The 23,685-nt window shown below is 71.6% G+C and carries 20 protein-coding genes and 2 tRNA genes; 14 read left to right on the top strand and 8 right to left on the bottom strand.

Translation table 11 applies throughout. The features are described from left to right. Positions 1-42 precede the first annotated feature (42 nt). Complete coding sequence (locus ACFOSY_RS06840; RefSeq protein ID WP_394305823.1) at positions 43-1,251, bottom strand: ROK family protein; 1,209 nt, start codon at positions 1,249-1,251, stop codon at positions 43-45. 81 nt (positions 1,252-1,332) lie between these two features. Continuing rightward, the gene (locus tag ACFOSY_RS06835) at positions 1,333-1,416 is read right to left on the bottom strand and encodes a putative leader peptide (RefSeq protein ID WP_350328531.1); all 84 of its coding nucleotides are present in this window, start codon (positions 1,414-1,416) and stop codon (positions 1,333-1,335) included. Positions 1,417-1,716: 300 nt separating this feature from the next. On the opposite strand from ACFOSY_RS06835, the gene ACFOSY_RS06830 reads away from it, so the two are divergent. Beyond that, a complete protein-coding gene (locus ACFOSY_RS06830; protein WP_394305822.1) occupies positions 1,717-2,301 on the top strand; it encodes a biotin transporter BioY in 585 nt (194 codons plus the stop codon). 92 nt (positions 2,302-2,393) lie between these two features. On the opposite strand, the gene ACFOSY_RS06825 is transcribed toward ACFOSY_RS06830, so the two are convergent. After that, positions 2,394-3,860, bottom strand: a complete 1,467-nt coding sequence (locus ACFOSY_RS06825; RefSeq protein WP_394305821.1) for an amino acid permease — start codon at positions 3,858-3,860, stop codon at positions 2,394-2,396. Between the two features lie 205 nt (positions 3,861-4,065). On the opposite strand from ACFOSY_RS06825, the gene ACFOSY_RS06820 reads away from it, so the two are divergent. Next, positions 4,066-4,551, top strand: a complete 486-nt coding sequence (locus ACFOSY_RS06820) for a ribose-5-phosphate isomerase (RefSeq protein WP_394305820.1) — start codon at positions 4,066-4,068, stop codon at positions 4,549-4,551. 38 nt (positions 4,552-4,589) lie between these two features. Further along, entirely contained in the window at positions 4,590-5,411 is an 822-nt protein-coding gene (locus ACFOSY_RS06815; protein ID WP_394305819.1) for an Fpg/Nei family DNA glycosylase, read from the top strand. A 416-nt stretch (positions 5,412-5,827) separates the two neighbouring features. Here ACFOSY_RS06815 and ACFOSY_RS06810 read toward each other — a convergent pair whose 3' ends face one another. Beyond that, on the bottom strand, positions 5,828-7,078 hold the full coding sequence (locus tag ACFOSY_RS06810) for a GNAT family N-acetyltransferase (RefSeq protein ID WP_394305818.1): 1,251 nt from the start codon (positions 7,076-7,078) through the stop codon (positions 5,828-5,830). A 164-nt stretch (positions 7,079-7,242) separates the two neighbouring features. On the opposite strand from ACFOSY_RS06810, the gene ACFOSY_RS06805 reads away from it, so the two are divergent. Continuing rightward, entirely contained in the window at positions 7,243-8,421 is a 1,179-nt protein-coding gene (locus ACFOSY_RS06805; RefSeq protein WP_033276863.1) for a PP2C family protein-serine/threonine phosphatase, read from the top strand. Between the two features lie 41 nt (positions 8,422-8,462). After that, positions 8,463-8,906: an HD domain-containing protein gene (locus tag ACFOSY_RS06800; protein WP_394306230.1), complete on the top strand. Its 444-nt coding sequence runs from the start codon at positions 8,463-8,465 to the stop codon at positions 8,904-8,906. On the opposite strand, the gene ACFOSY_RS06795 is transcribed toward ACFOSY_RS06800, so the two are convergent. Continuing rightward, positions 8,903-10,090 carry an acyltransferase family protein gene (locus ACFOSY_RS06795; RefSeq protein WP_394305817.1) on the bottom strand — a complete coding sequence of 396 codons (1,188 nt, stop codon included), beginning with the start codon at positions 10,088-10,090 and terminating at the stop codon, positions 8,903-8,905. The two genes, ACFOSY_RS06800 and ACFOSY_RS06795, sit on opposite strands and share 4 nt — an antisense overlap. Positions 10,091-10,725: 635 nt before the next feature. Between ACFOSY_RS06795 and ACFOSY_RS06790 the strand changes: the two genes are divergently transcribed. Further along, on the top strand, positions 10,726-10,920 hold the full coding sequence (locus ACFOSY_RS06790; protein ID WP_006133597.1) for a hypothetical protein: 195 nt from the start codon (positions 10,726-10,728) through the stop codon (positions 10,918-10,920). Between the two features lie 75 nt (positions 10,921-10,995). On the opposite strand, the gene ACFOSY_RS06785 is transcribed toward ACFOSY_RS06790, so the two are convergent. After that, positions 10,996-11,069, bottom strand: a tRNA-Gly gene (locus tag ACFOSY_RS06785). 165 nt (positions 11,070-11,234) lie between these two features. Between ACFOSY_RS06785 and ACFOSY_RS06780 the strand changes: the two genes are divergently transcribed. From ACFOSY_RS06780 to clpX, 5 genes are all read left to right on the top strand, one after another. After that, positions 11,235-11,311 (top strand) — tRNA-Pro (locus ACFOSY_RS06780). A gap of 164 nt (positions 11,312-11,475) precedes the next feature. Continuing rightward, positions 11,476-12,870, top strand: a complete 1,395-nt coding sequence (tig, locus tag ACFOSY_RS06775) for a trigger factor (RefSeq protein ID WP_394305816.1) — start codon at positions 11,476-11,478, stop codon at positions 12,868-12,870. A 300-nt stretch (positions 12,871-13,170) separates the two neighbouring features. Beyond that, complete coding sequence (locus tag ACFOSY_RS06770; RefSeq protein ID WP_189905509.1) at positions 13,171-13,776, top strand: ATP-dependent Clp protease proteolytic subunit; 606 nt, start codon at positions 13,171-13,173, stop codon at positions 13,774-13,776. Between the two features lie 109 nt (positions 13,777-13,885). After that, positions 13,886-14,593 carry an ATP-dependent Clp protease proteolytic subunit gene (locus ACFOSY_RS06765; RefSeq protein WP_394305815.1) on the top strand — a complete coding sequence of 236 codons (708 nt, stop codon included), beginning with the start codon at positions 13,886-13,888 and terminating at the stop codon, positions 14,591-14,593. Between the two features lie 182 nt (positions 14,594-14,775). Then, positions 14,776-16,062 (top strand): ATP-dependent Clp protease ATP-binding subunit ClpX, encoded by a 1,287-nt coding sequence (gene clpX, locus ACFOSY_RS06760; RefSeq protein ID WP_006133586.1) that lies wholly within the window; start codon positions 14,776-14,778, stop codon positions 16,060-16,062. Positions 16,063-16,128: 66 nt separating this feature from the next. Here the strand turns inward: clpX and ACFOSY_RS06755 are convergent, their stop codons facing one another. Continuing rightward, entirely contained in the window at positions 16,129-17,070 is a 942-nt protein-coding gene (locus ACFOSY_RS06755) for a hypothetical protein (protein ID WP_394305814.1), read from the bottom strand. A gap of 37 nt (positions 17,071-17,107) precedes the next feature. After that, on the bottom strand, positions 17,108-18,136 hold the full coding sequence (locus tag ACFOSY_RS06750) for a hypothetical protein (protein ID WP_394305813.1): 1,029 nt from the start codon (positions 18,134-18,136) through the stop codon (positions 17,108-17,110). A 136-nt stretch (positions 18,137-18,272) separates the two neighbouring features. On the opposite strand from ACFOSY_RS06750, the gene ACFOSY_RS06745 reads away from it, so the two are divergent. From ACFOSY_RS06745 to folC, 3 genes are all read left to right on the top strand, one after another. Beyond that, the gene (locus ACFOSY_RS06745; RefSeq protein ID WP_394305812.1) at positions 18,273-20,897 is read left to right on the top strand and encodes a valine--tRNA ligase; all 2,625 of its coding nucleotides are present in this window, start codon (positions 18,273-18,275) and stop codon (positions 20,895-20,897) included. Between the two features lie 154 nt (positions 20,898-21,051). Continuing rightward, on the top strand, positions 21,052-22,104 hold the full coding sequence (locus ACFOSY_RS06740) for an acyltransferase (protein WP_394305811.1): 1,053 nt from the start codon (positions 21,052-21,054) through the stop codon (positions 22,102-22,104). A 54-nt stretch (positions 22,105-22,158) separates the two neighbouring features. Beyond that, positions 22,159-23,679 (top strand): bifunctional tetrahydrofolate synthase/dihydrofolate synthase, encoded by a 1,521-nt coding sequence (gene folC / locus ACFOSY_RS06735; RefSeq protein WP_394305810.1) that lies wholly within the window; start codon positions 22,159-22,161, stop codon positions 23,677-23,679. The last annotated feature ends 6 nt before the right edge of the window (positions 23,680-23,685 follow it).

Genomic DNA, 23,685 nt, shown 5'->3' with positions numbered 1-23,685 from the left:
CCTTGTCCCTGAGGAGGGCTGTCAATATTCCGAGTTTCTGAATTAAATACGCTGTGGTGACACGCTCAGCGGGTCCCGGTAGAGCACGTCGAGAGCGACCGCTCCCCCCGCGACGGCCAGCACGGATTCCGGGAAACTTGTCGGTGTCACCGTGGCCGCCCGCGCCGGATCCAGCTCGCCGCGCAGCGCCGCGAGACAGTCCGGCCGGTGGATGACGCCGATCTCGGTGACGATCACGCTCTCCGGGTTGAGGACGTCCGTCAGCAGCCCCACCGCGCGCCCCACCATGCGGGCCCGCTCCCGCAGCAGCCGCGCCGCCACCGGATGCCCGGCCGCCGCCGCGTCGACCACGTGCAGCGGATCGCGCCCGTCGCACACGCCGGCCTCACGGGCCCGGCGGCACAGGGTGCGCTCGCTCAACTCGGCCTGGAGGCAGCCGGTCCGGCCGCACGCGCACGGCTCGACGCCGCCCGCCAGCGGCAGATGGGCGATCGCGCCCGCCTGGGACCTGGGCCCGTGGTGCACCTCGTCGTGGGTGGCGAAGGCCGCGTCGACGATGTTCCCGGCGAACAGGTGCAGCGCGCTCCGGCCGCCCCGCGCCGCCGGCCCGAACAGCCGCTCCGCGTCCGCCAACGCCCGCGCGTGTCCGTCCACATGGACCGGCAGCCCGGTACGGGCGCGCAGCACCGTACGCGCCGGGACGTCCCGCCAGCCCAGCAGCGGATGGTCGACGACCGTGCCGGCCGCGCGGTCCACCCAGCCGCCGGCCGCGAAGCCGACCCCGAGCGGCCGCCGCTCCGGCACCCGCCCCAGCAGTTCCGCGAGACCGCCGGCGGCCCGCTCCAGCACCCGCGCCGGCTCGGTGTCCGGGTGCCGCAGCCGCCGTTCGGCCACCACCCGGCCGCGCAGATCGAGCAGCGCCACCGTGGTGTACGGCACCGCCACATGCACCCCGCCGACCACCAGCCGCGACCGGTCGACGTCGAGGGGCAGGTGCGGCCGTCCCACGCCGCCCGAGCGGCGCGGCGCCGAAGCCTCCCGCAGCAGGCCGAGTTCGGCCAGGCGGGCGCAGTGGTCGGTCACGGAGGCGGGCGACAGGCCGGTGAGCCGCGCGATGGTGCTGCGCGCCACCGGACCGTGCTCCAGCACGCACCGCAGCACGGTGCGGGCGCTGGTGCGCCGCCGGTCGGGGTCGGCGGCACGCGCCGGGCGGGCGGGGGAGTGGGGCGGGGGTGCCACGGTACGAAGCATGGGGAACTTCCTCGGGAACGGGTCCGACACTGCGCCGTCGTACGGGAGTCGAGGCGCGCCGGATCCGCTCCGTCCGCCTCGTCAGAGGAGGCGACAGGCAGCCGCGCCCACGCGTCGCAGATCGACGTGGCGACGCGAGGTGAAGTTCCGGGACTGGGCGACCATGGCCCGAAGCTAGCAAACGGCCTCGCCGGCTGCCCAGACCGTGACCGACGGGCGAGACGGCACACGCGCACACCGCCGCCCCTGTTGGCGGATCCCTACAGCCGCGTCCCGCCGGTCCGTGTCGCCGACACCACGTCACCTCAGTGACCCGTGTCACCTCGCGCGAGGTGTGACACCGTTCCTTTGTCCGGAGCCCACCAACTCCCTGTTCGAGCCTTTGTCGAGCGCTGCTGGTGATCGGCGCGGGGACGCCGGTATAGCGTCGCCGTGTTCCCCCTTGCCCTCACTCCGGGAGTCCTCATGAGCACCGCCACCGTCACCACCGCCCGGCCCGGACAGGTCCTCGCCGACCTCGTCCCCGCCTCCCGCGTCCGGGACGCGGCCCTCGTGCTCGGCGGCGCCGCGCTCACCGGTCTCGCCGCCCAGATCGCGGTGCCCGTGCCCGGCTCCCCGGTGCCGGTGACCGGCCAGACCTTCGCGGCGCTGCTCGTCGGCACCACCCTCGGCGCCCGCCGCGGCTTCGCGTCCCTCGCGGTGTACGCGCTGGTGGGCATGGCGGGCGTGCCGTGGTTCGCGGAGGGCAAGTCCGGCATGGGCATGCCGTCGTTCGGCTACATCCTCGGCATGCTGCTGGCGTCCGTCGTCGTGGGCGCGCTCGCCCGCCGCGGCGCCGACCGCTCCGCCTGGCGTATGGCCGGCACCATGGTGCTGGGCTCGGCGATCATCTACGCCGTCGGCGTGCCGTACCTCGCGCTGGCGACCGGCATGTCCGCCTCGGCCGCGATCGCCGCCGGCCTGACCCCGTTCCTCATCGGTGACGCGCTCAAGGCGGCGCTCGCGATGGGTCTGCTGCCCACCGCCTGGAAGCTCGTCGACAAGCGCTGACGCCTTCCCTCACACGCCGAAGGGCTCGGCGGGCGCCGTATCAGCGCCCGCCGAGCCCTTCTGTCGTGCCTGTTCCCTTTGGGGGAAGCGGGTCAGCCCGCCTTCACCTCGTCGTGGTCCACGGCGACGCCCCGCCGGCCGGCCAGCCGGTGCCGGACCAGGGAGATCGCCAGCACCACGGCCGCGACCAGCATCGTCAGCAGCACCGTGGACCGGCCGTCGTGCTCGGTGTCGGTGAGCATGTAGACCAGCACGAAGACGATGAAGCCGATGCTCAGCCACGTCAGGTACGGGTACAGCCACATCCGGACGATCAGCTTCTCCGGCGCCTCCGCCTGGATGATCTTCCGCATCCGCAGCTGCGAGAAGCAGATCACCAGCCACACCAGCAGCGCGACCGCGCCGGAGGAGTTGACCAGGAACAGGAAGACGGAGTCGGGGAACTTGTAGTTGAAGAAGACGGCGACGAAGCCGAACACGACCGAGACGAGGATCGCGGTCCGCGGCACGCCCCGGTGGGTGGTCCGGGCGAACGCCTTCGGCGCGTCCCCGCGCTCACCGAGCGAGAACGCCATCCGGGAGGCCGTGTAGAGCCCGGAGTTCAGGCAGGACAGCACCGACGTCAGCACGATGAAGTTCATGATCTGGCCGGCGTGCGCGATGCCGAGCGAGTCCAGCGCGGCGACGTACGAGCCGTCCTCGGCGATGGACTTGCTGTCCCAGGGCAGCAGGCAGACCACGACGAGGATCGAGCCGAGGTAGAAGACGCCGATCCGCCAGATGATGCTGTTGGTCGCCTTGGTGACGGCGCGCTGCGGGTCCTCCGACTCGCCGGCCGCCAGGGTGGCGATCTCGCTGCCCATGAAGGAGAACACCACCAGCAGGATGCCGGTGAGGATGGCGCCCGCGCCGTTGGGCAGGAAGCCGCCGTGACCGGTCAGGTTGGACAGGCCCGCCTGGTCGCTGTCGGCGCCGGGCAGCAGGCCGAACACGGCCAGCCCGCCGACGACGATGAACGCCGCGATGGCGACGACCTTGATGCCGGCGAACCAGAACTCGAACTCGCCGTAGGAGCCGACCGACACCAGGTTGGTCGCGGTCAGCACCACCATCACGATGAGCGCCCAGCCCCACTGGGGCACGGCGGGTATCCATCCTTCGAGGATCGCGGCGCCCGCGGTGGCCTCCACGGCGAGCACGACGACCCAGAAGAACCAGTACAGCCAGCCGATGGTGAATCCGGCCCAGGGTCCGAGGGCGCGGTCGGCGTGCGCGGAGAAGGAGCCGGAGGTCGGGTTCGCCGCGGACATCTCACCGAGCATCCGCATCACCAGCACCACGAGCGTGCCGACGAGCGCGTACGACAGGAGGATGCCGGGGCCGGCGGTGGCGATGCCGGTGCTGGATCCGACGAAGAGTCCGGCGCCGATGACACCGCCGATGGCGATCATCGACAGGTGCCGGTTCTTGAGACCGGCCTGGAGCCCGGAGCCCGTGGGCGGGCGTCCGGGGCCCTCGGGGCCGTGGGGGGCCTCGGTGAGGGTCGGCTGCGACGTCATGTGGGGTCTTCCTTATGTGCCGGTTGAGCGGAACTCGTACGAGCGGTGCACGAGCTGAACCAGTGAAACGGAGGCGTACTTTCTCAGGAACCTTTGGTTTCCAATCGTTACCCGAGCTTTGCCTCAGGTCCTGTGGGTTGGCTCACACTTTTCGTACGGCCCACCCCGCGCCGCTTCCCCGTGCGGCCCGTGTCACACTCGACGCATGCGCGTGTATCTCGGCTCCGACCATGCGGGCTACGAACTGAAGAACCACCTCGTCGAGTGGCTCAAGGAGGCGGGGCACGAACCCGTCGACTGCGGCCCGCACATCTACGACGCCCAGGACGACTACCCGCCGTTCTGCCTCCGCGCCGCGGAGCGGACCGCCGCGGACCCCGGCTCCCTCGGCATCGTGATCGGCGGCTCCGGCAACGGCGAGCAGATCGCCGCCAACAAGGTCGAGGGCGTACGGGCCGCCCTGGCCTGGAGCGAGCAGACCGCCGCCCTCGGCCGCGAGCACAACGACGCCAACGTGGTGGCCGTCGGCGCGCGCATGCACAGCCAGGACGAGGCGACGAAGTTCGTCGAGATCTTCCTCAACACCCCGTTCTCGGGTGACGAGCGTCACATTCGCCGGATCGACATGCTCTCCGCCTACGAGACCACCGGCGACCTCCCCCCGATCCCCGCGCACCACCCGCAGCAGTAGGGACCGGGTAACAGGCAGCGAAGCGAGCGAGGGGGACCGTGCCCGAGGGACACACCATCCACCGGCTGGCCGAGGACTACGCCCAGGCCTTCCGGGCGGACCCCGCCCTGCGCGTCACCAGCCCCCAGGGCAAGTTCAGCGACGCCGCGGCCCTCCTCGACCGCACCCCGCTGCGCACCACCGACGCCCACGGCAAGCACCTCTTCCTGGGCTTCGGCGACCCCGGGCACCCGGAGTGGGTGCACATCCACCTCGGCCTGTTCGGCAAGGTCACCTTCGGCCCCGCCCCGGCGCCGCCGCCCACCGACACCGTGCGGCTGCGCCTGGCCGGCGCCACCGCGTACGTCGACCTGCGCGGCCCCACCACCTGCGCGCTCATCACGGAGCCCGAGAAGCGGGCGGTGCACGACCGGCTCGGCCCCGACCCGCTCCGGCCCGACGCCGACCCCGAGCGCGCGTACCGCAGGATCAGCCGCAGCCGCACGACGATCGCCGCGCTCCTCATGGACCAGAAGGTCGTCGCCGGCGTGGGCAACGTCTACCGCGCCGAGGTGCTCTTCCGGCACGGCATCGACCCCTACCGGGCCGGGAAGGACCTCACCCGCGCCGAGTGGGACGCCGTCTGGGACGACCTGGTGGTCCTGATGCGCGAAGGCGTCCGCGCCAACCGCATCGACACCGTCCGCCCCGAACACACCCCCGAGGCCATGGGCCGCCCGCCCCGCGTCGACGACCACGGCGGCGAGGTCTACGTCTACCGCCGCGCGAACCGCCCCTGCCACATCTGCGGCACCGACATCCGCACGGCCCCCCTCGCCGCCCGCAACCTCTTCTGGTGCCCGACCTGCCAGCGGGCCTGACCCGGACCGACGCGCCGGGCCCGAGACCCCGGCCGACGTGCCGGGGCCTTGGCCCCTGACCGACGCGCCCAGGTCCCCGACCCCGCTCACGGGTCCGGGCCCGCCTTCCGGCCCTGGCCGGCGTGCTCGGTCCCCTGACCCCGGCCGCATGCCGGGCCTCCGCCCCCGGCTCACGCGTCCAGGCCACCGAGACCTGGCTGCGTGCCGGGGCTTCCGATCCGGCCTCGGGTCCGGGCCCTTGCCCCGGCTGACGTGCGGGGCCTCGGACCCGGCTCACGGGTCCAGGCACACACCTCCGCCGATGTGTCGGAGCCCGCGGCCTCGGCCGACGCCATCAGGCCGCTGACCCCGGGCCCTGGCCCCGGCGCACGCGCCGGAACCGTGGCCCCGGACTTCGTCCGGCTGTCCGCCGCCGGTCAGAAGCCGTGGGGCAGCCACGGGGCCGGGTCGCTGCCGAAGGCCGACGTCGCCTCGGCCAGCGCGCCGGGGCGCAGTTCGCGTACCCGGCCGGCCGCCGCCAGTGCGGTCAGGCTCACCCCGCCCAGGTAGGCGGCGCCCAGTTCCCGGGCCGACAGGGCGAGGTCGGCCGGGTCGCGGGTGGGTTCGCAGGTCGCGCCCTTGGCGTCCCCGCTCAGCCGCCGGCGGCCCTCGTTCCACGGGCAGAAGGCGTCCTCCACCTCCAGCACCACGTCCACCGGCGTCCGGTAGGTGCGCGCCGCGAGCGCCGCGCCCACCTCCACCGGCCGCACGTACAGCGCGTCCCGCAGCGCCGGGCGGCAGCGGCGTACGTCCCTCACCAGGTACTGCCAGGCGTCGTCCACCGGCCGTCCCCGCGCCAGCAGCGACGACGTCAGGTCCAGGTCGAACAGGAACCGCCACAGCGCCGCCCCCGCCGCCGGGTCCAGCGCCTCCAGGGCGCTCAGCGTCACCTGTCCGTTCGGTCCCTCCGGCCCCCAGGACGGCTTCACCCGGAACCGCGCGTACCCCACCGTCGCGCCGTCCCGCTCGGCGACCACGCACTGGAGCGCCGACGCCCCGCCCCGCGTGCTCTCCGGGTCGAGCAGCCCGAGCCGCTCCCAGCCGGGCCGGCGCGCGAGCATCCCGGGACGCCCAGGCACCAGCCGGGCGTAGACCGCCTCGCACGCGTCCAGCGCCTCGGCCGGGTCCGCGTACCGCAGGCGTACGTCGTCCGTACCGTCCGGCACCGTCAGACCGGCGCGCACGGTGTCGATCTCCGCGTCCAGCTGGAAGGTGGCCGCTCCGTAGCCGAACCGGCCGTAGATCGCTGGCTCCGACGCCGTCAGCACCGCCAGCGGCTCGCCCCAGGAACGTATGTCGTCCAGCTGCCGGCGCATCATCGAGGTCAGCAGCCCGCGCCGCCGGTGCGTGGCGGCCACGCTCACCATCGTCACGCCCGCGGCCGGCACCGACGCCCCGCCGGGCACGGTCAGCCGGAAGGAGAAGGCGCCCGCCGACGCCACGCACCGGTCACCGTCCCAGGCGGCCAGAAAACGGCCGAACTCCGTCAGGTCACGCCACAGTTGACGCTCCTCCTCGGCCTCCGGCGGCCCGCCGAAGGCCCGCAGCAGGGTCCCGTACGCGCTGTCCCACTCGTCCGGCAGCAGGCTGCGCAGCTCGGGCGCCGGGCCCGTGTGATCGTCGACCATGGCCCATGCCTACCAGGCTCCCGGCAATCCGGGCGAGGCAATTTCCGCCGCCCGCACCCGGGACGCCCCCGCGTGAAGTTCACTGTGAGTCCGGCCCCCGTCAGGGGGGACAAGCTGGACCTCCCGTGCCAAGCGGCCGGTTGGATGGATAGGGTCCCGAACTGATGGCAGCAGGACGAGAGCGGCGCGCGGCGGCCGAGACGTTCACGGCCCGGTTGAAGAAGCAGTGGCACCGGGCCCGCGTCGGCGTGCGCCGGGCCGCCGTCGACTACTTCCGCGGCGACGGCTCGGACTGGATCGCGCTCGCCGGACTGCTCCTCACCGTCCCGCTGATCGCCGCCGGCACCCTCGCCAACTCCGTGTGGTGCTCGCCGGCCGCCCTGTGCATCCCGATCGTCGCGGGCGGCCTGCTGCTGCGCCCGGCCAGCCTGCTCGGGCTGTACGCGGCAGCGGCCACCGCGCTGATCGTGGAGGCCGTGCAACTCGGCCCCTACACCGAGGGCGTGGCCCGGGTCACCCCCGGCGTGGTCCTGGTCGTCGCCGCCTGCGGCTTCTTCGGGCTGCTCGTCGCCCAGTTCCGCAGCCGGGTCGGCGTGCCCTGGCGGCGCGGCGGCACCATGCTCTTCGACCTGCGCGAACGCATCCGCGTGCAGAGCAAGCTGCCCAAACTGCCGACGGGCTGGCACCGGGAGATGGCGCTGCGCCCGGCGGGCGGCCAGTCCTTCTCCGGCGACTTCGTGGTCGCGGCCCGCACCAACGGCGGACGCACCCTGGAGGTCGTCCTCACCGACGTCTCCGGCAAGGGCATGGACGCCGGCTCGCGCGCCCTGCTGCTGTCCGGCGCCTTCGGCGGCCTCCTCGGCAGCCTGCCCCCGCACGACTTCCTCCCGGCCGCCAACGGCTATCTGCTCCGCCAGGACTGGGACGAGGGCTTCGCCACCTCCATCCACCTGGTCCTCGACCTGGACTCCGGCGACTACGAGCTCTACTCCGCCGGACACCCGCCGGGCCTCCAGCTCAGCGCGGGCAGCGGCCGCTGGGAGGAGAAGGCCGCCGACGGCCCCCTGCTGGGCGTGTACGACGGCGCCCAGTTCGACCCGGTGAAGGGCTCGCTGCGCCCCGGCGACGTGCTGATGCTGTTCACGGACGGCCTGGTGGAGACCTCCGACCGGGACATGGTCGAGGGCATCGACCGGCTCACCGGCGAGGCCGACCGCTATGTCGCCGGCGGCTTCCACGGCGCCGCCTGGCACCTCATCGAGGCCGTCGCCAAGGACGTCAACGACGACCGGGCGCTGCTGCTGATCTGCCGCGAGGGCCCCACCGCGGCCGCGGCCCGCTGAACCGCGCCGGGCACACTGGACGCGTGAACCCGACACCGCTCATGGACCTGGCCGAGGTCGAGGCCACCGCCCGCGCCGCGCACGCCGGCCAGACCGACAAGGCCGGCCGCCCCTACGCCGAGCACCTGCGCGCGGTCGCCGACGGCGTACGGCTGCGCGGCGGCGACGACGAGCAGATCGCGGCGGCCTGGCTGCACGACGCCGTGGAGGACGACAAGCTGAGCCACGCCTGGCTGGAGGAGGCGGCGCTCACCCGGCGCACCAAGGACATCGTGCTCGCCGTGACCAAGCGGCCCGGCGAGCCGCCCGAGGACTACGCGGCCCGCGTCCTGGCCACCCCGGGCGCGCTGCTGGTGAAGGAGGCGGACCTGGCGCACAACGCCGACCCGGCCCGCCTCGCCGTCCTCGACGACGCCACGCGCACCCGGCTGACCGCCAAGTACGCGCGGATGCGCGCCCTTCTGGGCCTGGACACCGGGAGCTAGACCGAGACCTTCTCGCCGGGCGCCCGCACCTCCGCGGGCCGGTGCTGCTCACGGACCCGGGCCGCCTCGCCCGCGTCCCGCCGGAACGCCCAGTCCATGCGCGGCTCCACCACACAGCGCAGCGCCCGCCGCACCGGCCGGGTGCACAGCAGCGTCACGGCGGCGGCCGCGAACACGGTGAGGCCGAGCACGCCGAGCGGCTCGTGCAGCGCGGGCAGGTCGTAGAAGTCCGTGTAGTTGCCCGCGCGCACCAGGAAGGCGTGCAGCAGATAGCCGTAGATGGTGCCCGCGCCGAGGGAGGTGAACCACATGCGGCGGCGCGGCACCCAGGCGAGGAAGCAGACGGTCATGACCAGCGAGCAGCCGAGCGTGGCCCACACCATGACCGGGCCGGTCCACCAGGCCGTGCCCAACTCCTGGGCGGAGTCGCTGTGGTACAGCCAGCCGAGCCGCATGTACGGCATCGTCGCCCAGGCCGCGACCGCCGCCGCGACGAACACCGGCACGGACGCCACCCGCACCGAGCGGCGCTTGACCATCCGGAAGTGCTCGGGCCGCAGGGTCAGGCCCAGCACGAAGAAGGGGAGGAACTGAAGCACCCGCTGGAGCTCCAGGTCGTCGCCGATCTGCGGGCACACCGAGCCCAGCGCGGCGAGCACCAGCGACAGGGCCAGCGGGTGCCTGACCGTCTTCCACAGCGGCGTGGTCAGCCGCCACACGAACAGCGCGCAGAGGAACCACAGGTGGTAGGTGGGGTCCAGCAGCGTGATCCCGTGCTCCGGCTCGTCGTTGCCGTAGCGCTGGAAGAGGGAGTACGCGGTCTCGAAGACCACGTAGGGGACGACGACCCCGGTGATCAGCCGCTGGACGTGCTTGGGGCGCAGGTCGAAGCCGCGGGAGAAGTAGCCGGAGACGAGGATGAACGCCGGCATGTGGAACGTGTAGACGACGCGGTAGGCGGTCTCGACCGCCCCGTCGTCCAGCAGCTGCCCCCAGGCGTGGCCGACGGCCACCAGCACGATCGCCAGGTACTTGGCGTTGTCGAAGAAGGCGTCGCGCTGTCTGCCTCCCGGCGCGGTCCGGGAGCCCTCCGGGGAGCGCGGGGCCGGCACTCCGTTCGCCGGCGTCTGCACCGGGGGGAGCGGCGTCCTGCTGTTGCCGTACGGTCGCTGCGAGTTCGTCACTGGCCCTCCCGGCGGTGGAACGGGGAGGCGATCGGGGAGCTCGCTGCGCTTGCGGGGGACGAGGCAGCGTGGAACATCTCAGGCACCCTAGCGTTGTCCTCGGGAATCCGTAAAACGCCCGACGTCATTCCTGGTTATCGCGTGATGCGTGCGTTCGAGTACCCCGGAATCGGTAATACGCGCATGCCGTAGATGTGAGGGGCAACACTCGTGAAGAGATGCCCTGTTACCCCTCACACACGCCGTTTTTGTCAGGACTATTCCGGATCAATCCGGTCATGAGGGCGGTCGGCGACTCCGGTGGCATGTCCGTCCCGCGGGGCGGAACACCGGCAATTCGAATTATCCGCGAACACGTTGTGAGGGTGCGGAGAAGGGGGTGTCCGTAAGTCGCGCGTAAGGTCGCGGAAAGCCGCCCGATTACCCGCCCGGGTGTTCTCTCGAATTGCCGTACGACAAACAGGTGTTGGAACTTCGCGGCCGGTGCGGCGGAGGCGGAGGCGCGGGCCCGGGATGGACGATGTGTCAGCCGCCGGTTAGGCCGGGCGTGTTGGTGGCACGATGGTTCTGGCGGGGTGCGCGGGGATGCGTCGCCCGGGCCGGCGAAGCCGAACCGACCAAGGGTGTGATCAGTTGTGGCCATTTCACTGTCAGTGGTGCTGCTGTTGGCGATCATCCTGGTGGTGCTGCTGAGAGGTGGCTCCATCAAGGCCGGGCCGGCGATCGTCGCCGTCCTCTTCGGCTTCTTCCTCGCCTCGACGGGCATGGCCGACGACATCCAGCGCTTCCTGGACTCGATAGCGGAGATGATCAACTCGATCAGCTTCTGACCCCGCCCACGACGGAGCCCCCACCGACACGCCTCAGGGCCGGCCCGGAGATCTCCGGACCGGCCCTGAGCCATCTGGAGCGGGCGACGGGAATCGAACCCGCGTAGCCAGTTTGGAAGACTGGGGCTCTACCATTGAGCTACGCCCGCACGGTGCGCGCCGCGGGTCTGTGACCGCGGCACCGACAGGCATCGTAGCGGGTCGTACGCCCTCGCCGCACACCCCGTGTCCGGCCGGCCGCCGGGAGCCACCCCGCGCAGGTAAAGGCGGCGGCCCTTCCGCCCGCGTGCATGTACCCTACGGATCGCACCAGACGGGGTGTGGCGCAGCTTGGTAGCGCGTCCGCTTTGGGAGCGGAAGGCCGTGGGTTCAAATCCCGCCACCCCGACCAGCCACCTGCTCACCATCCGTGATCGCCTTTTGGGTGCCGCAGCCGCTGCCGTTACTATGCAAGCTGCACGCCCGTGTGTCTCTGAAAGTCCTCCGGGCGGCGAATCGGCCGGACCGCTCTGGTCCCGGCAGAACCCGAGAAGTCAGCCACAAGGAGACCGAACCGTGAAGAGCGCCGTGGAGACCCTGAACCCGACCCGGGTTCGGCTCACTGTCGAGGTGCCCTTCGAGGAGCTCAAGGACAGCCTCGACGCGGCGTACAAGAAGATCAACCAGCAGGTCACGGTGAAGGGCTTCCGCAAGGGCAAGGTCCCGGCCCGGGTCATCGACCAGCGCTTCGGCCGTGGTGCGGTCCTGGAGGAGGCGGTCAACGACGCCCTCCCGAAGTTCTACACCGACGCCGTGAACGAGGCGGAGCTGAGCCCGCTGGGCCAGCCCGAGGTCGACATCACGGAGCTGAAGGACGGCGAGACGCTGAACTTCACCGCCGAGGTCGACATCCGCCCGGCCATCGAGATCCCGGACTACTCCGGCATCGAGGTCGAGGTCGACGCCGTCGAGGTCACCGACGAGGACGTGGACAAGTCGGTGGAGCAGCTCCGTGAGCGCTTCGCCTCCACGACCCCGGTCGAGCGCGCCGCCGAGGACGGCGACGTGGTCACCATCGACCTGGAGGCCAAGGTCGACGGAGAGGTCCTCGAGGACGGCGTCGCCGGCGGCGTCTCGTACACCATCGGCTCCGGTGAGCTGCTGGACGGCATCGACGACGCCGTGAAGGGCCTGGAGGCCGGTGGCGAGGCCACCTTCACCTCCGAGCTGAAGGGCGGCTCGGCGGCCGGCAAGGAGGCCGAGGTCACCGTCAAGGTCACCCAGGTCGCCAAGCGTGAGCTGCCCGAGCTGGACGACGACTTCGCCCAGCTCGCCTCCGAGTTCGACACCCTCGAGGAGCTGAAGGCGGACAGCCGCAAGCGCCTGGAGAACATGAAGCAGTACGACCAGGCCACGCAGGCGCAGGAGCGCGTCCTGGACAAGCTGCTCGAGCTGGTCGAGGTCCCCGTCCCCGAGAAGCTGCTCGAGGACGAGATCAACACCCGTAAGCACAACCTCGAGCACCACCAGCTGGGCCAGATGGGCCTGGACCTCGCGAAGTACCTGGAGATCCAGGGCAAGACCGAGGAGGAGTTCGAGAACGAGACCCGCGAGGCCGCGATCAAGGGCATCAAGACCCAGTTCGTGCTCGACGAGCTCGTGAAGCAGGAGAAGCTCAACGTCAACCAGGAGGAGCTCACCGAGCACCTCATGCGGCGTGCGGCCTCCTCCGGCATGTCCCCCGACCAGTTCGCCCAGGCCGTCGTCGAGCAGGGCCAGGTCCCGCTGCTCGTCGGTGAGGTCGCCCGCGGCAAGGCGCTGGCCGTCGTGGTCGAGAAGGCCACGGTCAAGGACACCAACGGCGAGACCGTCGACCTCGAGGACGACGAGGACGAGGCCACCGAGGCCGAGACCTCCGAGACCGCCGAGGCCACCGCCGACGAGACGGCCGAGGAGAAGACCGAGGGCTGAGCCCCGGCAAGGTGATCGACCGAGAAGGCCCCGGGGCGCGAACCCCGGGGCCTTCTCGACACCAGGGGGCGGGACGCCGCCCACAGGCGCGGGGAACCGCGCGACCGGCCCCCACGCCCCCGCACCGGACTACGCCCCCGGCGAACACTCCCATCTCCGGGATTCCCCGAAGGGACCCGCGCGTTAGGGTCCATGAATACCAGGGCAGTGGAGTCTCCGATACGGCTCCCGCCCCGCAGGGAACACGTGAGACGGCCCGGCGCCGTCGTAAGACGAGCAGGTGGATACGTGACGAATCTGATGCCTTCAGCCGCCGGCGAGCCTTCCATCGGTGGTGGCCTCGGCGACCAGGTCTACAACCGGCTGCTCGGCGAGCGGATCATCTTCCTCGGCCAGCCGGTCGACGACGACATCGCGAACAAGATCACCGCACAGCTGCTGCTCCTTGCCTCGGACCCCGACAAGGACATCTACCTCTACATCAACAGCCCCGGCGGTTCGATCACGGCCGGCATGGCGATCTACGACACCATGCAGTACATCAAGAACGACGTGGTGACGATCGCCATGGGTCTCGCGGCGTCCATGGGGCAGTTCCTGCTCAGCGCGGGCACGCCCGGCAAGCGCTTCGCGCTGCCCAACGCGGAGATCCTGATCCACCAGCCCTCCGCGGGCCTCGCCGGCTCCGCCTCGGACATCAAGATCCACGCCGAGCGGCTGCTGCACACCAAGCGCCGCATGGCCGAGCTCACCGCCCAGCACACGGGCCAGACGATCGAGCAGATCACCCGTGACTCGGACCGTGACCGCTGGTTCGACGCCTTCGAGGCCAAGGAGTACGGCCTCATCGACGACGTGATCGCCACGGCCGCCGGCATGCCGGGCGGCGGCGGCACCGGGGCCTGAGCGGGCCCCGCGAGGCTCCAGGAGCCCCGCAGGACCCCGCCCGGGCCCGTGAGAGCCCGGGGACCCCAGCAGCCCCGGCCGACCGCCTCAGCCCCTTTCAGGAGACACCGTGAACGCATTCCCCGGCAGCGGGATCTACGACCGTATGCAGGCCGTGCAGGAGATGACCGGCTCGCAGGGCCGCTACACCGGTCCGCAGGCCGAGTCCCGTTACGTCATCCCGCGCTTCGTCGAGCGCACCTCCCAGGGCATCCGCGAGTACGACCCGTACGCGAAGCTCTTCGAGGAGCGTGTGATCTTCCTCGGCGTGCAGATCGACGACGCCTCCGCCAACGACGTCATGGCGCAGCTGCTGTGCCTGGAGTCGATGGACCCCGACCGGGACATCTCGGTCTACATCAACAGCCCCGGCGGCTCCTTCACCGCGCTCACCGCGATCTACGACACGATGCAGTACGTGAAGCCGGACATCCAGACGGTGTGCATGGGCCAGGCGGCCTCCGCCGCCGCCGTCCTGCTCGCCGCCGGCACGCCCGGCAAGCGCATGGCGCTGCCGAACGCCCGGGTGCTGATCCACCAGCCGTACAGCGAGACCGGCCGCGGTCAGGTCTCCGACCTGGAGATCGCCGCCAACGAGATCCTCCGCATGCGTACGCAGCTGGAGGAGATGCTGGCCAAGCACTCCACCCGTCCGATCGAGAAGATCCGCGAGGACATCGAGCGCGACAAGATCCTCACGGCCGAGGACGCGCTGGAGTACGGCCTGATCGACCAGATCATCACCACCCGGAAGATGGACAACTCCAGCCTGCGCTGAGGCGCTGCTGGGGTGTAACGTCTGCCGCCCCTTGGCACGGTTTGGCACGGTCCACGTCAAAGTGAACCGTGCCAAGGGGGGCCCGAACGGGGGGCCAGGCAAGGTACCGTCGACATAAGGCAGCACCAGGAGCCGCCGGACATGGACGTCCGGTCGTCTCCCAGGCGAAGGGGAAGCACACCGTGGCACGCATCGGTGACGGCGGCGATCTGCTCAAGTGCTCGTTCTGCGGCAAGAGCCAGAAGCAGGTCAAGAAGCTCATCGCAGGGCCCGGTGTGTACATCTGCGACGAGTGCATCGACCTCTGCAACGAGATCATCGAGGAGGAGCTCGCCGAGACCAGCGAGGTCCGCTGGGAGGAGCTCCCCAAGCCCCGCGAGATCTACGAGTTCCTCGAGGGGTACGTGGTGGGCCAGGAGGCGGCCAAGAAGGCGCTCTCCGTGGCGGTCTACAACCACTACAAGCGCGTCCAGGCCGGGGAGAACGGCGGCGCCCAGGGCCGTGACGACGCCATCGAGCTGGCGAAGTCCAACATCCTGCTGCTGGGCCCCACGGGCTCGGGCAAGACGCTGCTGGCGCAGACCCTCGCCCGCATGCTGAACGTCCCGTTCGCGATCGCCGACGCCACGGCGCTCACCGAGGCCGGCTACGTCGGCGAGGACGTCGAGAACATCCTGCTCAAGCTGATCCAGGCGGCCGACTACGACGTCAAGAAGGCCGAGACCGGGATCATCTACATCGACGAGATCGACAAGGTCGCCCGAAAGAGCGAAAACCCGTCGATCACCCGGGACGTGAGCGGCGAGGGCGTGCAGCAGGCGCTGCTGAAGATCCTCGAGGGCACCACCGCCTCGGTCCCGCCGCAGGGCGGCCGCAAGCACCCGCACCAGGAGTTCATCCAGATCGACACGACGAACGTGCTGTTCATCGTGGGCGGCGCCTTCGCCGGACTGGAGAAGATCATCGAGGGCCGGGCGGGCGCCAAGGGCATCGGCTTCGGCGCGACGATCATCTCCAAGCAGGAGCGGGAGGCCAAGGACCAGTTCGAGGAGGTCATGCCGGAGGACCTGGTCAAGTTCGGCATGATCCCCGAGTTCATCGGCCGGCTCCCCGTCATCACCAGCGTGCACAACCTCGACCGCGAGGCGCTGCTCCAGATCCTCGTCGAGCCGCGCAACGCGCTGGTGAAGCAGTACCAGCGCCTGTTCGAACTCGACGGTGTGGAGCTGGACTTCGAGCGTGAGGCGCTGGAGGCCATCGCCGACCAGGCGATCCTGCGCCAGACCGGCGCCCGCGGCCTGCGCGCCATCATGGAGGAGGTCCTCCAGGGCGTGATGTACGAGGTGCCGTCCCGCAAGGACGTCGCGCGGGTGGTCATCACCGCGGACGTGGTGCTCTCCAACGTCAACCCGACGCTCATCCCGCGCGACTCGCGCGGCCGCGGCTCGGGCGAGCAGAAGACGGCCTAGCCTTCCGAACAGACGGAAAGGGCGTCCGGCGCATCGCGCCGGACGCCCTTTCCGCTTGTTCGGGCCCTACTTGGCGACCCGGACCTCCTTGCGCACGTCGGCGGCGAGTCCCGCGGACTCGTCGAGCGAGTACGTCTTCGCGGTGGCGGTCGGCTCGACCACGGCGACCGTGCTGTAGTCGGCCCACACGCACATGAACGTCGTCTGTTCCTTCTTGGTGACCGGGTGCGTGGTCTCGGCCTCCTGGCACTTCATCACGGCGCCGTCCAGCCCGTCGGGCGACACCGACTTCGGGTCGCCGACCAGCGTGACCTTCTCGTCGTCGGTGTTCTTCTGCATCTGCGTGAACATGACGTCGAGGGCCTTCTCCGGGTCCTCGACCTTGCCGTAGACGCCGAAGTAGGTGATGTTCTCCGCGGTCTGGAGCTTCGCCAGGTCGGACGGGTCCTCGGGGTCCAGCTTCGTGAGGTCGGTGGTGGAGTAGACGGCACCGACCGAGGTGGCGTCGCTGACCCCGGCCTGCGCCAGATCCTTGGCGTCGCTGGAGCTGGCCTTCTCCTCCTGCGCCGGGCCCTGACGGTCGTACTCGTCGGAGAGGATGGACGAGGGCGCGGACAGCTTGTGCGGGCCGTCGTCCTCCAGGCCGCCGGCGCCACCGCCGCCGCCGATCAGGAAGTAGGCGCCCACACCGATGGCCGCGACGACCGCGACCGCGCCGACGATGATCGCCGCCTTCTTGCCGCCGCCTCCGCCGGACGCCGGCGGCTGGGGCGGCATGCCGTACTGCGGCTGCTGGCCGTAGGGCGGCTGCTGCGGCGGGACGCCTGGCTGTCCGGGCTGCTGCGGGTAGCCGTAGCCGGGCTGACCCGGCGGGGGCGCCTGCTGGGGGTAGCCGTAGCCGGGCTGGGGCGGGGTCTGGGGCGGCTGTCCGTACGGTCCCGGCTGCTGGCTGTACGGACCGGGCTGCTGCGGCTGCCCGCCGTACGGGCCCGGCTGGTTGAAGCTCATGACTGGGTTCCCCCTCGTGGTCGCTGCTGCGGTGCCGTCAGGCCTTGACGCGGATCTGCTCGCGGAGCTTGGTGGTGATGTCCACCGCCGTGTCCTTGTCGACCCCCGTGCCGGAGTTGTCGCCGGGCGAGGCCATGCCGACCGTGCTGTGGTCCGCCCAGGCGCAGAACCAGTCCGTCGACTCCTTCTTGGTGAGCGAGTTGACGCTCTTCGTCGACTGGCACTTCGCCACCGTACCGGCGATCTCGACCTCCTCGGGCTCGCCGACCAGTTCGGCGTTCTGCATGCCGCCGGTGTTCTCCGTGGAGCTCTTCTCCACCTGCTCCTGGATGTTGGCGAAGAACTCGTCCAGCGTCTTCTGCGGGTCGGCGATCTCGCCGTAGCCGCCCACCATGGTGATGCCCTTGGCGGTCAGCAGTTCGGAGCGGTCGGGGAAGTCGCCCGCGGTGCTGGGGTCGGCCGGGTCGTAGTTCCCGAAGTCGGCGGTGGACCACTGGCCGAGGATGGCGGTGCCGTTCTTCACCCCGCTCTTCTCCATGTCCTTCGCGGTGTCCGAGTCGCTCTCCTCGGAGGGGTCGCCGAACCGCTGGTACTCGTCCAGCACGGTCTTCGGCACGGTCAGCTTGTGCGGGCCGTCGTCCGTGAGGCCGGCCGCGCTGCTCCCCCCGTCGCCGCCGAGGAGGAAGTAGGCGCCGACGCCGATGGCCGTGACGACCGCGACGGCGCCGACGACGATCGCGGCCACCTTGCCGCCGCCACCGCGGGAGGCGGGGGGCTGGGGCGGCATGCCGTACTGCGGCTGGCCGTACGGTGCCTGCCCGTACGGCGGCTGGCCGTAAGCGGGCTGCTGGCCGTAGGGCGGCTGCTGCGGCGGGACGCCCGGCTGCCCCGGCTGTCCGGGCTGCTGCGGGTAGCCGTAGCCGGGCTGGGCCGGCGGGGGCGCCTGCTGGGGGTAGCCGTAACCGGGCTGCGGGGTCGGCGGCTGTCCCCCGTACGGGCCCTGCTGTCCGTACGGACCGGGCTGCTGGGGCTGCCCGCCGTACGGGCCCGGCTGCTGGTGACTCATGACTCGGTTCCCCTCGAGACGCTCAACTTCTGTTGACATCCTGGCTCAAAGGCAACGACTCCAGACCGCCGGGGGTCGCACCGTTACAAAGGAAACGCGTTTCGGGACACCCCCGTGACGGCTCTAAACTGACCCCGTGACCGACAACGCTCAGCAGCAGCCACCAGCGCCCACGACCGAACTGCCGACCCAGTACGCGCCGGCCGACGTAGAGGGGCCGCTGTACGAGCGCTGGGTGGAGCGGGGCTACTTCGAGGCGGACGCGAAGAGCGACAAGCCGCCGTACACCGTCGTCATCCCCCCGCCGAACGTCACCGGCAGCCTGCACCTGGGCCACGCCTTCGAGCACACGCTGATCGACGCCCTCACCCGCCGCAAGCGCATGCAGGGCTTCGAGACGCTGTGGCAGCCCGGCATGGACCACGCCGGCATCGCCACGCAGAACGTCGTCGAGCGTGAGCTGGGCAAGGAGGGCAAGTCCCGCCACGACCTGGGCCGCGAGGCGTTCGTCGAGCGCGTCTGGAAGTGGAAGGCGGAGTCCGGCGGCCAGATCAGCGGCCAGATGCGCCGCCTCGGCGACGGCGTCGCCTGGACGCGTGAGCGCTTCACCATGGACGAGGGCCTGTCCAAGGCCGTCCAGACGATCTTCAAGCGGCTCTACGACGACGAGCTGATCTACCGCGCCGAGCGCATCATCAACTGGTGCCCGCGCTGTCTGACCGCGATCTCCGACATCGAGGTCGAGTACCAGGACGACGACGGCGAGCTCGTCTCCATGACGTACGGCGAGGGGGACGACACCATCGTCGTCGCCACGACCCGCGCGGAGACGATGCTCGGCGACACGGCCGTCGCCGTCCACCCCGAGGACGAGCGCTACAAGCACCTCGTCGGCAAGCTGATCAAGCTGCCGCTGACCGACCGCTCCATCCCGGTCGTCGCCGACGAGCACGTCGACCCCGAGTTCGGCACCGGCGCCGTCAAGGTGACGCCCGCGCACGACCCGAACGACTTCGAGATCGGGCAGCGCCACGACCTGCCGTCCATCACCGTGATGGACGAGCACGCCGTCATCACCTCGCACGGCCCCTTCCAGGGCCTGGACCGGCTCGAGGCCCGCTCCGCCATCGTCGCCGCGCTGCGCGCCGAGGGCCGGATCGTCGCCGAGAAGCGTCCCTACGTCCACTCCGTCGGCCACTGCTCGCGCTGCAAGACCACCATCGAGCCGCGTCTTTCCATGCAGTGGTGGGTCAAGGTCGGCCCGCTCGCCAAGGCCGCGGGCGACGCCGTCCGCGACGGCCGGGTGAAGATCCACCCGCAGGAGATGGAGAAGCGCTACTTCGACTGGGTCGACAACCTGCACGACTGGTGCATCTCGCGGCAGTTGTGGTGGGGCCACCGCATCCCCGTCTGGTACGGCCCGGACGGCGAGGTCGTCTGCGTCGGCCCCGACGAGGAGCCTCCGAGCGGCGAGGGCTGGCGCCAGGACTCCGACGTCCTCGACACCTGGTTCTCCTCCGGCCTGTGGCCGTTCTCCACGCTCGGCTGGCCCGAGCAGACCGAGTCGCTCGCGAAGTTCTACCCGAACTCCGTCCTGGTCACCGGCTACGACATCCTCTTCTTCTGGGTCGCCCGGATGATGATGTTCGGCCTCTACGCCATGGACGGCACCCCGCCGTTCCACACCATCGCCCTGCACGGCATGGTCCGTGACCAGAACGGCAAGAAGATGTCCAAGTCCTTCGGGAACGTGGTCAACCCGCTGGACTGGATGGACAAGTACGGCTCCGACGCCCTCCGCTTCACCCTGGCGCGCGGCGCCAACCCCGGCGTCGACGTCCCGATCGGCGAGGACTGGGTCCAGGGCTCGCGGAACTTCGCCAACAAGATCTGGAACGCCACGCGCTTCGCGCTGATGAACGGCGCCACGGTCGAGGGCCCGCTGCCGGACGCCTCGCGGATGTCGTCCACCGACCGGTGGATCCTCTCCCGCCTCAACTCGGTGGTCGCCGAGGTCGACGCGTACTACGAGGACTACCAGTTCGCGAAGCTGTCGGACACGCTGTTCCACTTCGCCTGGGACGAGGTCTTCGACTGGTACGTCGAGCTGTCCAAGACGACGTTCCAGGCGGGCGGCGAGCCGGCCGAGGTCTCCCAGCGCGTCCTCGGCGAGGTCCTCGACGTCACGCTGCGGCTGCTGCACCCGGTGGTCCCGTTCGTCACCGAGACGCTGTGGACGACGCTGACCGGCGGTGAGTCCGTGGTCGTCGCGGACTGGCCGGCCGACAGCGGCTTCCGCGACGAGGCCGCCGAGCGGGAGATCGAGACGCTCCAGTCGGTCATCACCGAGGTCCGCCGCTTCCGCGCCGACCAGGGCCTCCAGCCCGGCCAGCGGGTCCCCGCCCGGCTGACGCTGGAGGGCACCGCCCTCGCCGCGCACGAGCCGGCCGTCCGCCAGCTGCTGCGTCTCCAGCCGGAGGGCGACTCCTTCACGGCCACCGCGACCCTGCCGGTCGCCGGTGTCGAGGTCGCGCTGGACCTGTCCGGCGTGATCGACGTCGCCGCCGAGCGCAAGCGGCTCGCCAAGGACCTCGCCGCCGCCGAGAAGGAGAAGGCCCAGGCGACGGCGAAGCTCGGCAACGAGGCGTTCCTGGCCAAGGCCCCGGACCACGTCGTCGACAAGATCCGCACGCGGCTCGCCAAGGCGGACGAGGACATCGTCCGCATCCGCACCCAGCTGGAGCGGCTGCCCCAGGCCTGACCCAGGCCTGACCCAGGGCCCGCGACCCGCACGGCCCCCGACCGGTACGTTCCGGCCGGGGGCCGTTCACGTCGTGGTGGGGACCTTGTAACCCGGAAGAGGGAACCTGCGGACTCGCCCGCCGCACGACCCCGCCGCCAGGAGCGCCCCGCCGATGTCCTCCCCCGTGACCCCCGCCGCCGCGCCGGCCGCCGAGCCGCACGCGCCGGACCGCACCGCAGGCCGGGAGCGGCGGTACGACATCGACCTGCTGCGCGTGCTGTGCACCGCCGCCGTCGTGCTGGTGCACGCCTCCGCCGAGTTCATCGACGCGGGCCACGACACCACCGGCATCCTCGGCGACACGGCCGGCCGGTTCGCGGTGCCGGTGTTCTTCGCCATGGCCGGCTGGGCCGCGCTGTCCGGCGCGCCCGTGGGCGACGAGCGCCGGCTGCTGACCCGGCTCGGCCGGATCCTGCGCCCGATGGCCGTGTGGACCGCCCTGTACCTGCTGTGCGCCTACCTGACCGGCGGCCCGGGCGCCGGCCCGGCCGAGGAGGGGCTGCGGGCCCTGTTCGGGTCCGTCGAGGCCGCCTTCCACCTCTGGTACCTGTACGCCTACGTGCCGCTGCTCCTGCTGCTCGGCGTCGTGGTGCTGGTGGTGCGGCGGCGCACCCTGCCCACCCGCGCCCTGGCGCTGCTCGCCGCCCTCACCCTCGCCCCCGCGCTCGCCGGGGACGTGCGGGAGATCACCGGCTGGTCGCCGCCCGACTGGGGCTGGTCGGTGCCGCTGTCCACGGTGGTGTACGCGGTGGCCGGCGCCGCCCTGCTGGCCGCCCCGCGCCTCGGGCCGCGGGCGCTGTGGGCCGCGGGCGCGGCCGTCGCGTTCACCGGCCTCGCCGTGTACCAGCTCACGGTGCGCCACCCCGCCGCGTACGGCGGCGTGGCCGTGGCCGCCGTGACCTTCGCGGTGATCGGCGCGGTGGCCGGGATCCGGGTGCCGGAGCGGGCGCGGCCGCTGGTGGCGCGGCTGTCGGACGCGTCGTTCGGGACGTACCTGGTGCATCTGATGTGGGTGCGGCTGCTGGTGGGGCCGGTCGCCGGGCGGCTGCCGGACGGGCCCTGGGCGCCGGCCGCGCTGGCCGTGACCGCGGTGGCGGCGGCCGCGCTGTCCTTCGCCGTGAGCGTGCTGTGGGGGCGGCCGGGCTGGCGGAAGTGGCTCGGCTGACCCCGCGCCGGGGTGTGCGGGGGACCACCCGCGCCGCTCCGTAGACTGGGGAGCGTGAGCGAGCGCCCAGATTCAGCAGGTCCCGACCCGGACGACACCTTCGAGGAGTTCGCGGAGCTCGTGGAGGAGGAGACCCGCCGCGACCCCGACCTCGCGGTGATCGAGGCCGGCAGCCGTACGCTGCGCACCCAGGGCGGCCCGCCGCAGGCGGGCGTCCCGGGCCGTCCCGCCGACCCCGAGGTCGACAAGGCCCTGCGCGAGGTGGAGGCCGAGCTCGCCACCCGCTGGGGCGAGACCAAGCTCGAGCCGTCGGTGGACCGCATCTCCGCCCTGATGGACGTCCTGGGCGAGCCGCAGCGCTCCTACCCCTCGATCCACATCACCGGCACCAACGGCAAGACTTCCACCGCCCGCATGATCGAGGCGCTGCTCGGCGCCTTCGACCTGCGCACCGGCCGCTACACGTCCCCGCACGTCCAGTCGGTCACCGAGCGGATCAGCCTCGACGGCGCGCCCGTCTCCGCCGAGCGGTTCGTGGAGACCTACCAGGACGTCAAGCCGTACGTGGAGATGGTCGACGCCGCGCAGGAGTACCGGCTGTCCTTCTTCGAGGTGCTGACCGGCATGGCGTACGCCGCCTTCGCCGACGCGCCCGTGGACGTGGCCGTCGTCGAGGTCGGCATGGGCGGCACCTGGGACGCGACGAACGTCATCGACGCCGGCGTCGCCGTGGTGACGCCGATCGACCTGGACCACACCGACCGGCTCGGCGGCTCGCCCGCGGAGATCGCCGGTGAGAAGGCCGGCGTGATCAAGCAGCGGGCGACGGTCGTCATGGCGCAGCAGCCGGTGGACGCGGCGCAGGTGCTGCTGAAGAAGGCCGTCGAGCTGGACGCCACCGTGGCCCGCGAGGGCCTGGAGTTCGGCGTCCTGGACCGGCAGGTCGCCGTCGGCGGCCAGTTGATGACGCTGCGCGGACTGGGCGGCGAGTACACCGAGGTGTTCCTGCCGCTGCACGGCGCCCACCAGGCGCACAACGCGGCGGTCGCCCTCGCGGCCGTCGAGGCGTTCTTCGGCGTCGGCGCCCAGCGCGCCCAGCCGCTCGACATCGAGACCGTACGGCGGGCGTTCGCCTCCGTCGCCTCGCCGGGCCGGCTGGAGATCGTGCGCCGTTCGCCGACCGTGCTGCTGGACGCCGCGCACAACCCGGCGGGCGCGCGGGCGGCGGCCGCCGCGATCGGCGAGGCCTTCGAGTTCAGCCGCCTGATCGGCGTGGTCGGCGCGAGCGGCGACAAGAACGTGCGCGAACTGCTGGAGGCGTTCGAGCCGGTCTTCGCCGAGGTCGTCGTCACCCAGAACACCAGCCACCGCGCGATGGACGCGGACGCGCTGGCCGCGATCGCCGTGGAGGTGTTCGGGGAGGACCGCGTGCAGGTCGAGCCGCGGCTGCCGGACGCCCTGGAGGCCGCGATCACGCTGGCCGAGGAGGAGGGCGAGTTCGCCGGCGGCGGTGTCCTCGTCACCGGTTCCGTCATCACGGTCGGCGAGGCCCGGCTGCTCCTGGGGAAGGGCTGACATCCG

Origin of the sequence: Streptomyces lusitanus (assembly GCF_042647945.1) — a bacterium.
GTDB lineage: Bacteria > Actinomycetota > Actinomycetes > Streptomycetales > Streptomycetaceae > Streptomyces > Streptomyces pseudogriseolus.
Note: the sequence above shows the minus strand (reverse complement) of the source record. Positions and strands in the feature narration are given on the sequence as shown.

Bases quoted from the DNA above. Each gene is read 5' to 3' on its own strand.
- ACFOSY_RS06840 (WP_394305823.1), bottom strand. From the start codon at position 1,251: ATGCTTCGTACCGTGGCACCCCCGCCCCACTCCCCCGCCCGCCCGGCG.
- ACFOSY_RS06835 (WP_350328531.1), bottom strand. From the start codon at position 1,416: ATGGTCGCCCAGTCCCGGAACTTCACCTCGCGTCGCCACGTCGATCTG.
- ACFOSY_RS06830 (WP_394305822.1), top strand. From the start codon at position 1,717: ATGAGCACCGCCACCGTCACCACCGCCCGGCCCGGACAGGTCCTCGCC.
- ACFOSY_RS06825 (WP_394305821.1), bottom strand. From the start codon at position 3,860: ATGACGTCGCAGCCGACCCTCACCGAGGCCCCCCACGGCCCCGAGGGC.
- ACFOSY_RS06820 (WP_394305820.1), top strand. From the start codon at position 4,066: ATGCGCGTGTATCTCGGCTCCGACCATGCGGGCTACGAACTGAAGAAC.
- ACFOSY_RS06810 (WP_394305818.1), bottom strand. From the start codon at position 7,078: ATGGTCGACGATCACACGGGCCCGGCGCCCGAGCTGCGCAGCCTGCTG.
- ACFOSY_RS06805 (WP_033276863.1), top strand. From the start codon at position 7,243: ATGGCAGCAGGACGAGAGCGGCGCGCGGCGGCCGAGACGTTCACGGCC.
- ACFOSY_RS06800 (WP_394306230.1), top strand. From the start codon at position 8,463: ATGGACCTGGCCGAGGTCGAGGCCACCGCCCGCGCCGCGCACGCCGGC.
- ACFOSY_RS06770 (WP_189905509.1), top strand. From the start codon at position 13,171: ATGCCTTCAGCCGCCGGCGAGCCTTCCATCGGTGGTGGCCTCGGCGAC.
- ACFOSY_RS06755 (WP_394305814.1), bottom strand. From the start codon at position 17,070: ATGAGCTTCAACCAGCCGGGCCCGTACGGCGGGCAGCCGCAGCAGCCC.
- ACFOSY_RS06750 (WP_394305813.1), bottom strand. From the start codon at position 18,136: ATGAGTCACCAGCAGCCGGGCCCGTACGGCGGGCAGCCCCAGCAGCCC.
- ACFOSY_RS06740 (WP_394305811.1), top strand. From the start codon at position 21,052: ATGTCCTCCCCCGTGACCCCCGCCGCCGCGCCGGCCGCCGAGCCGCAC.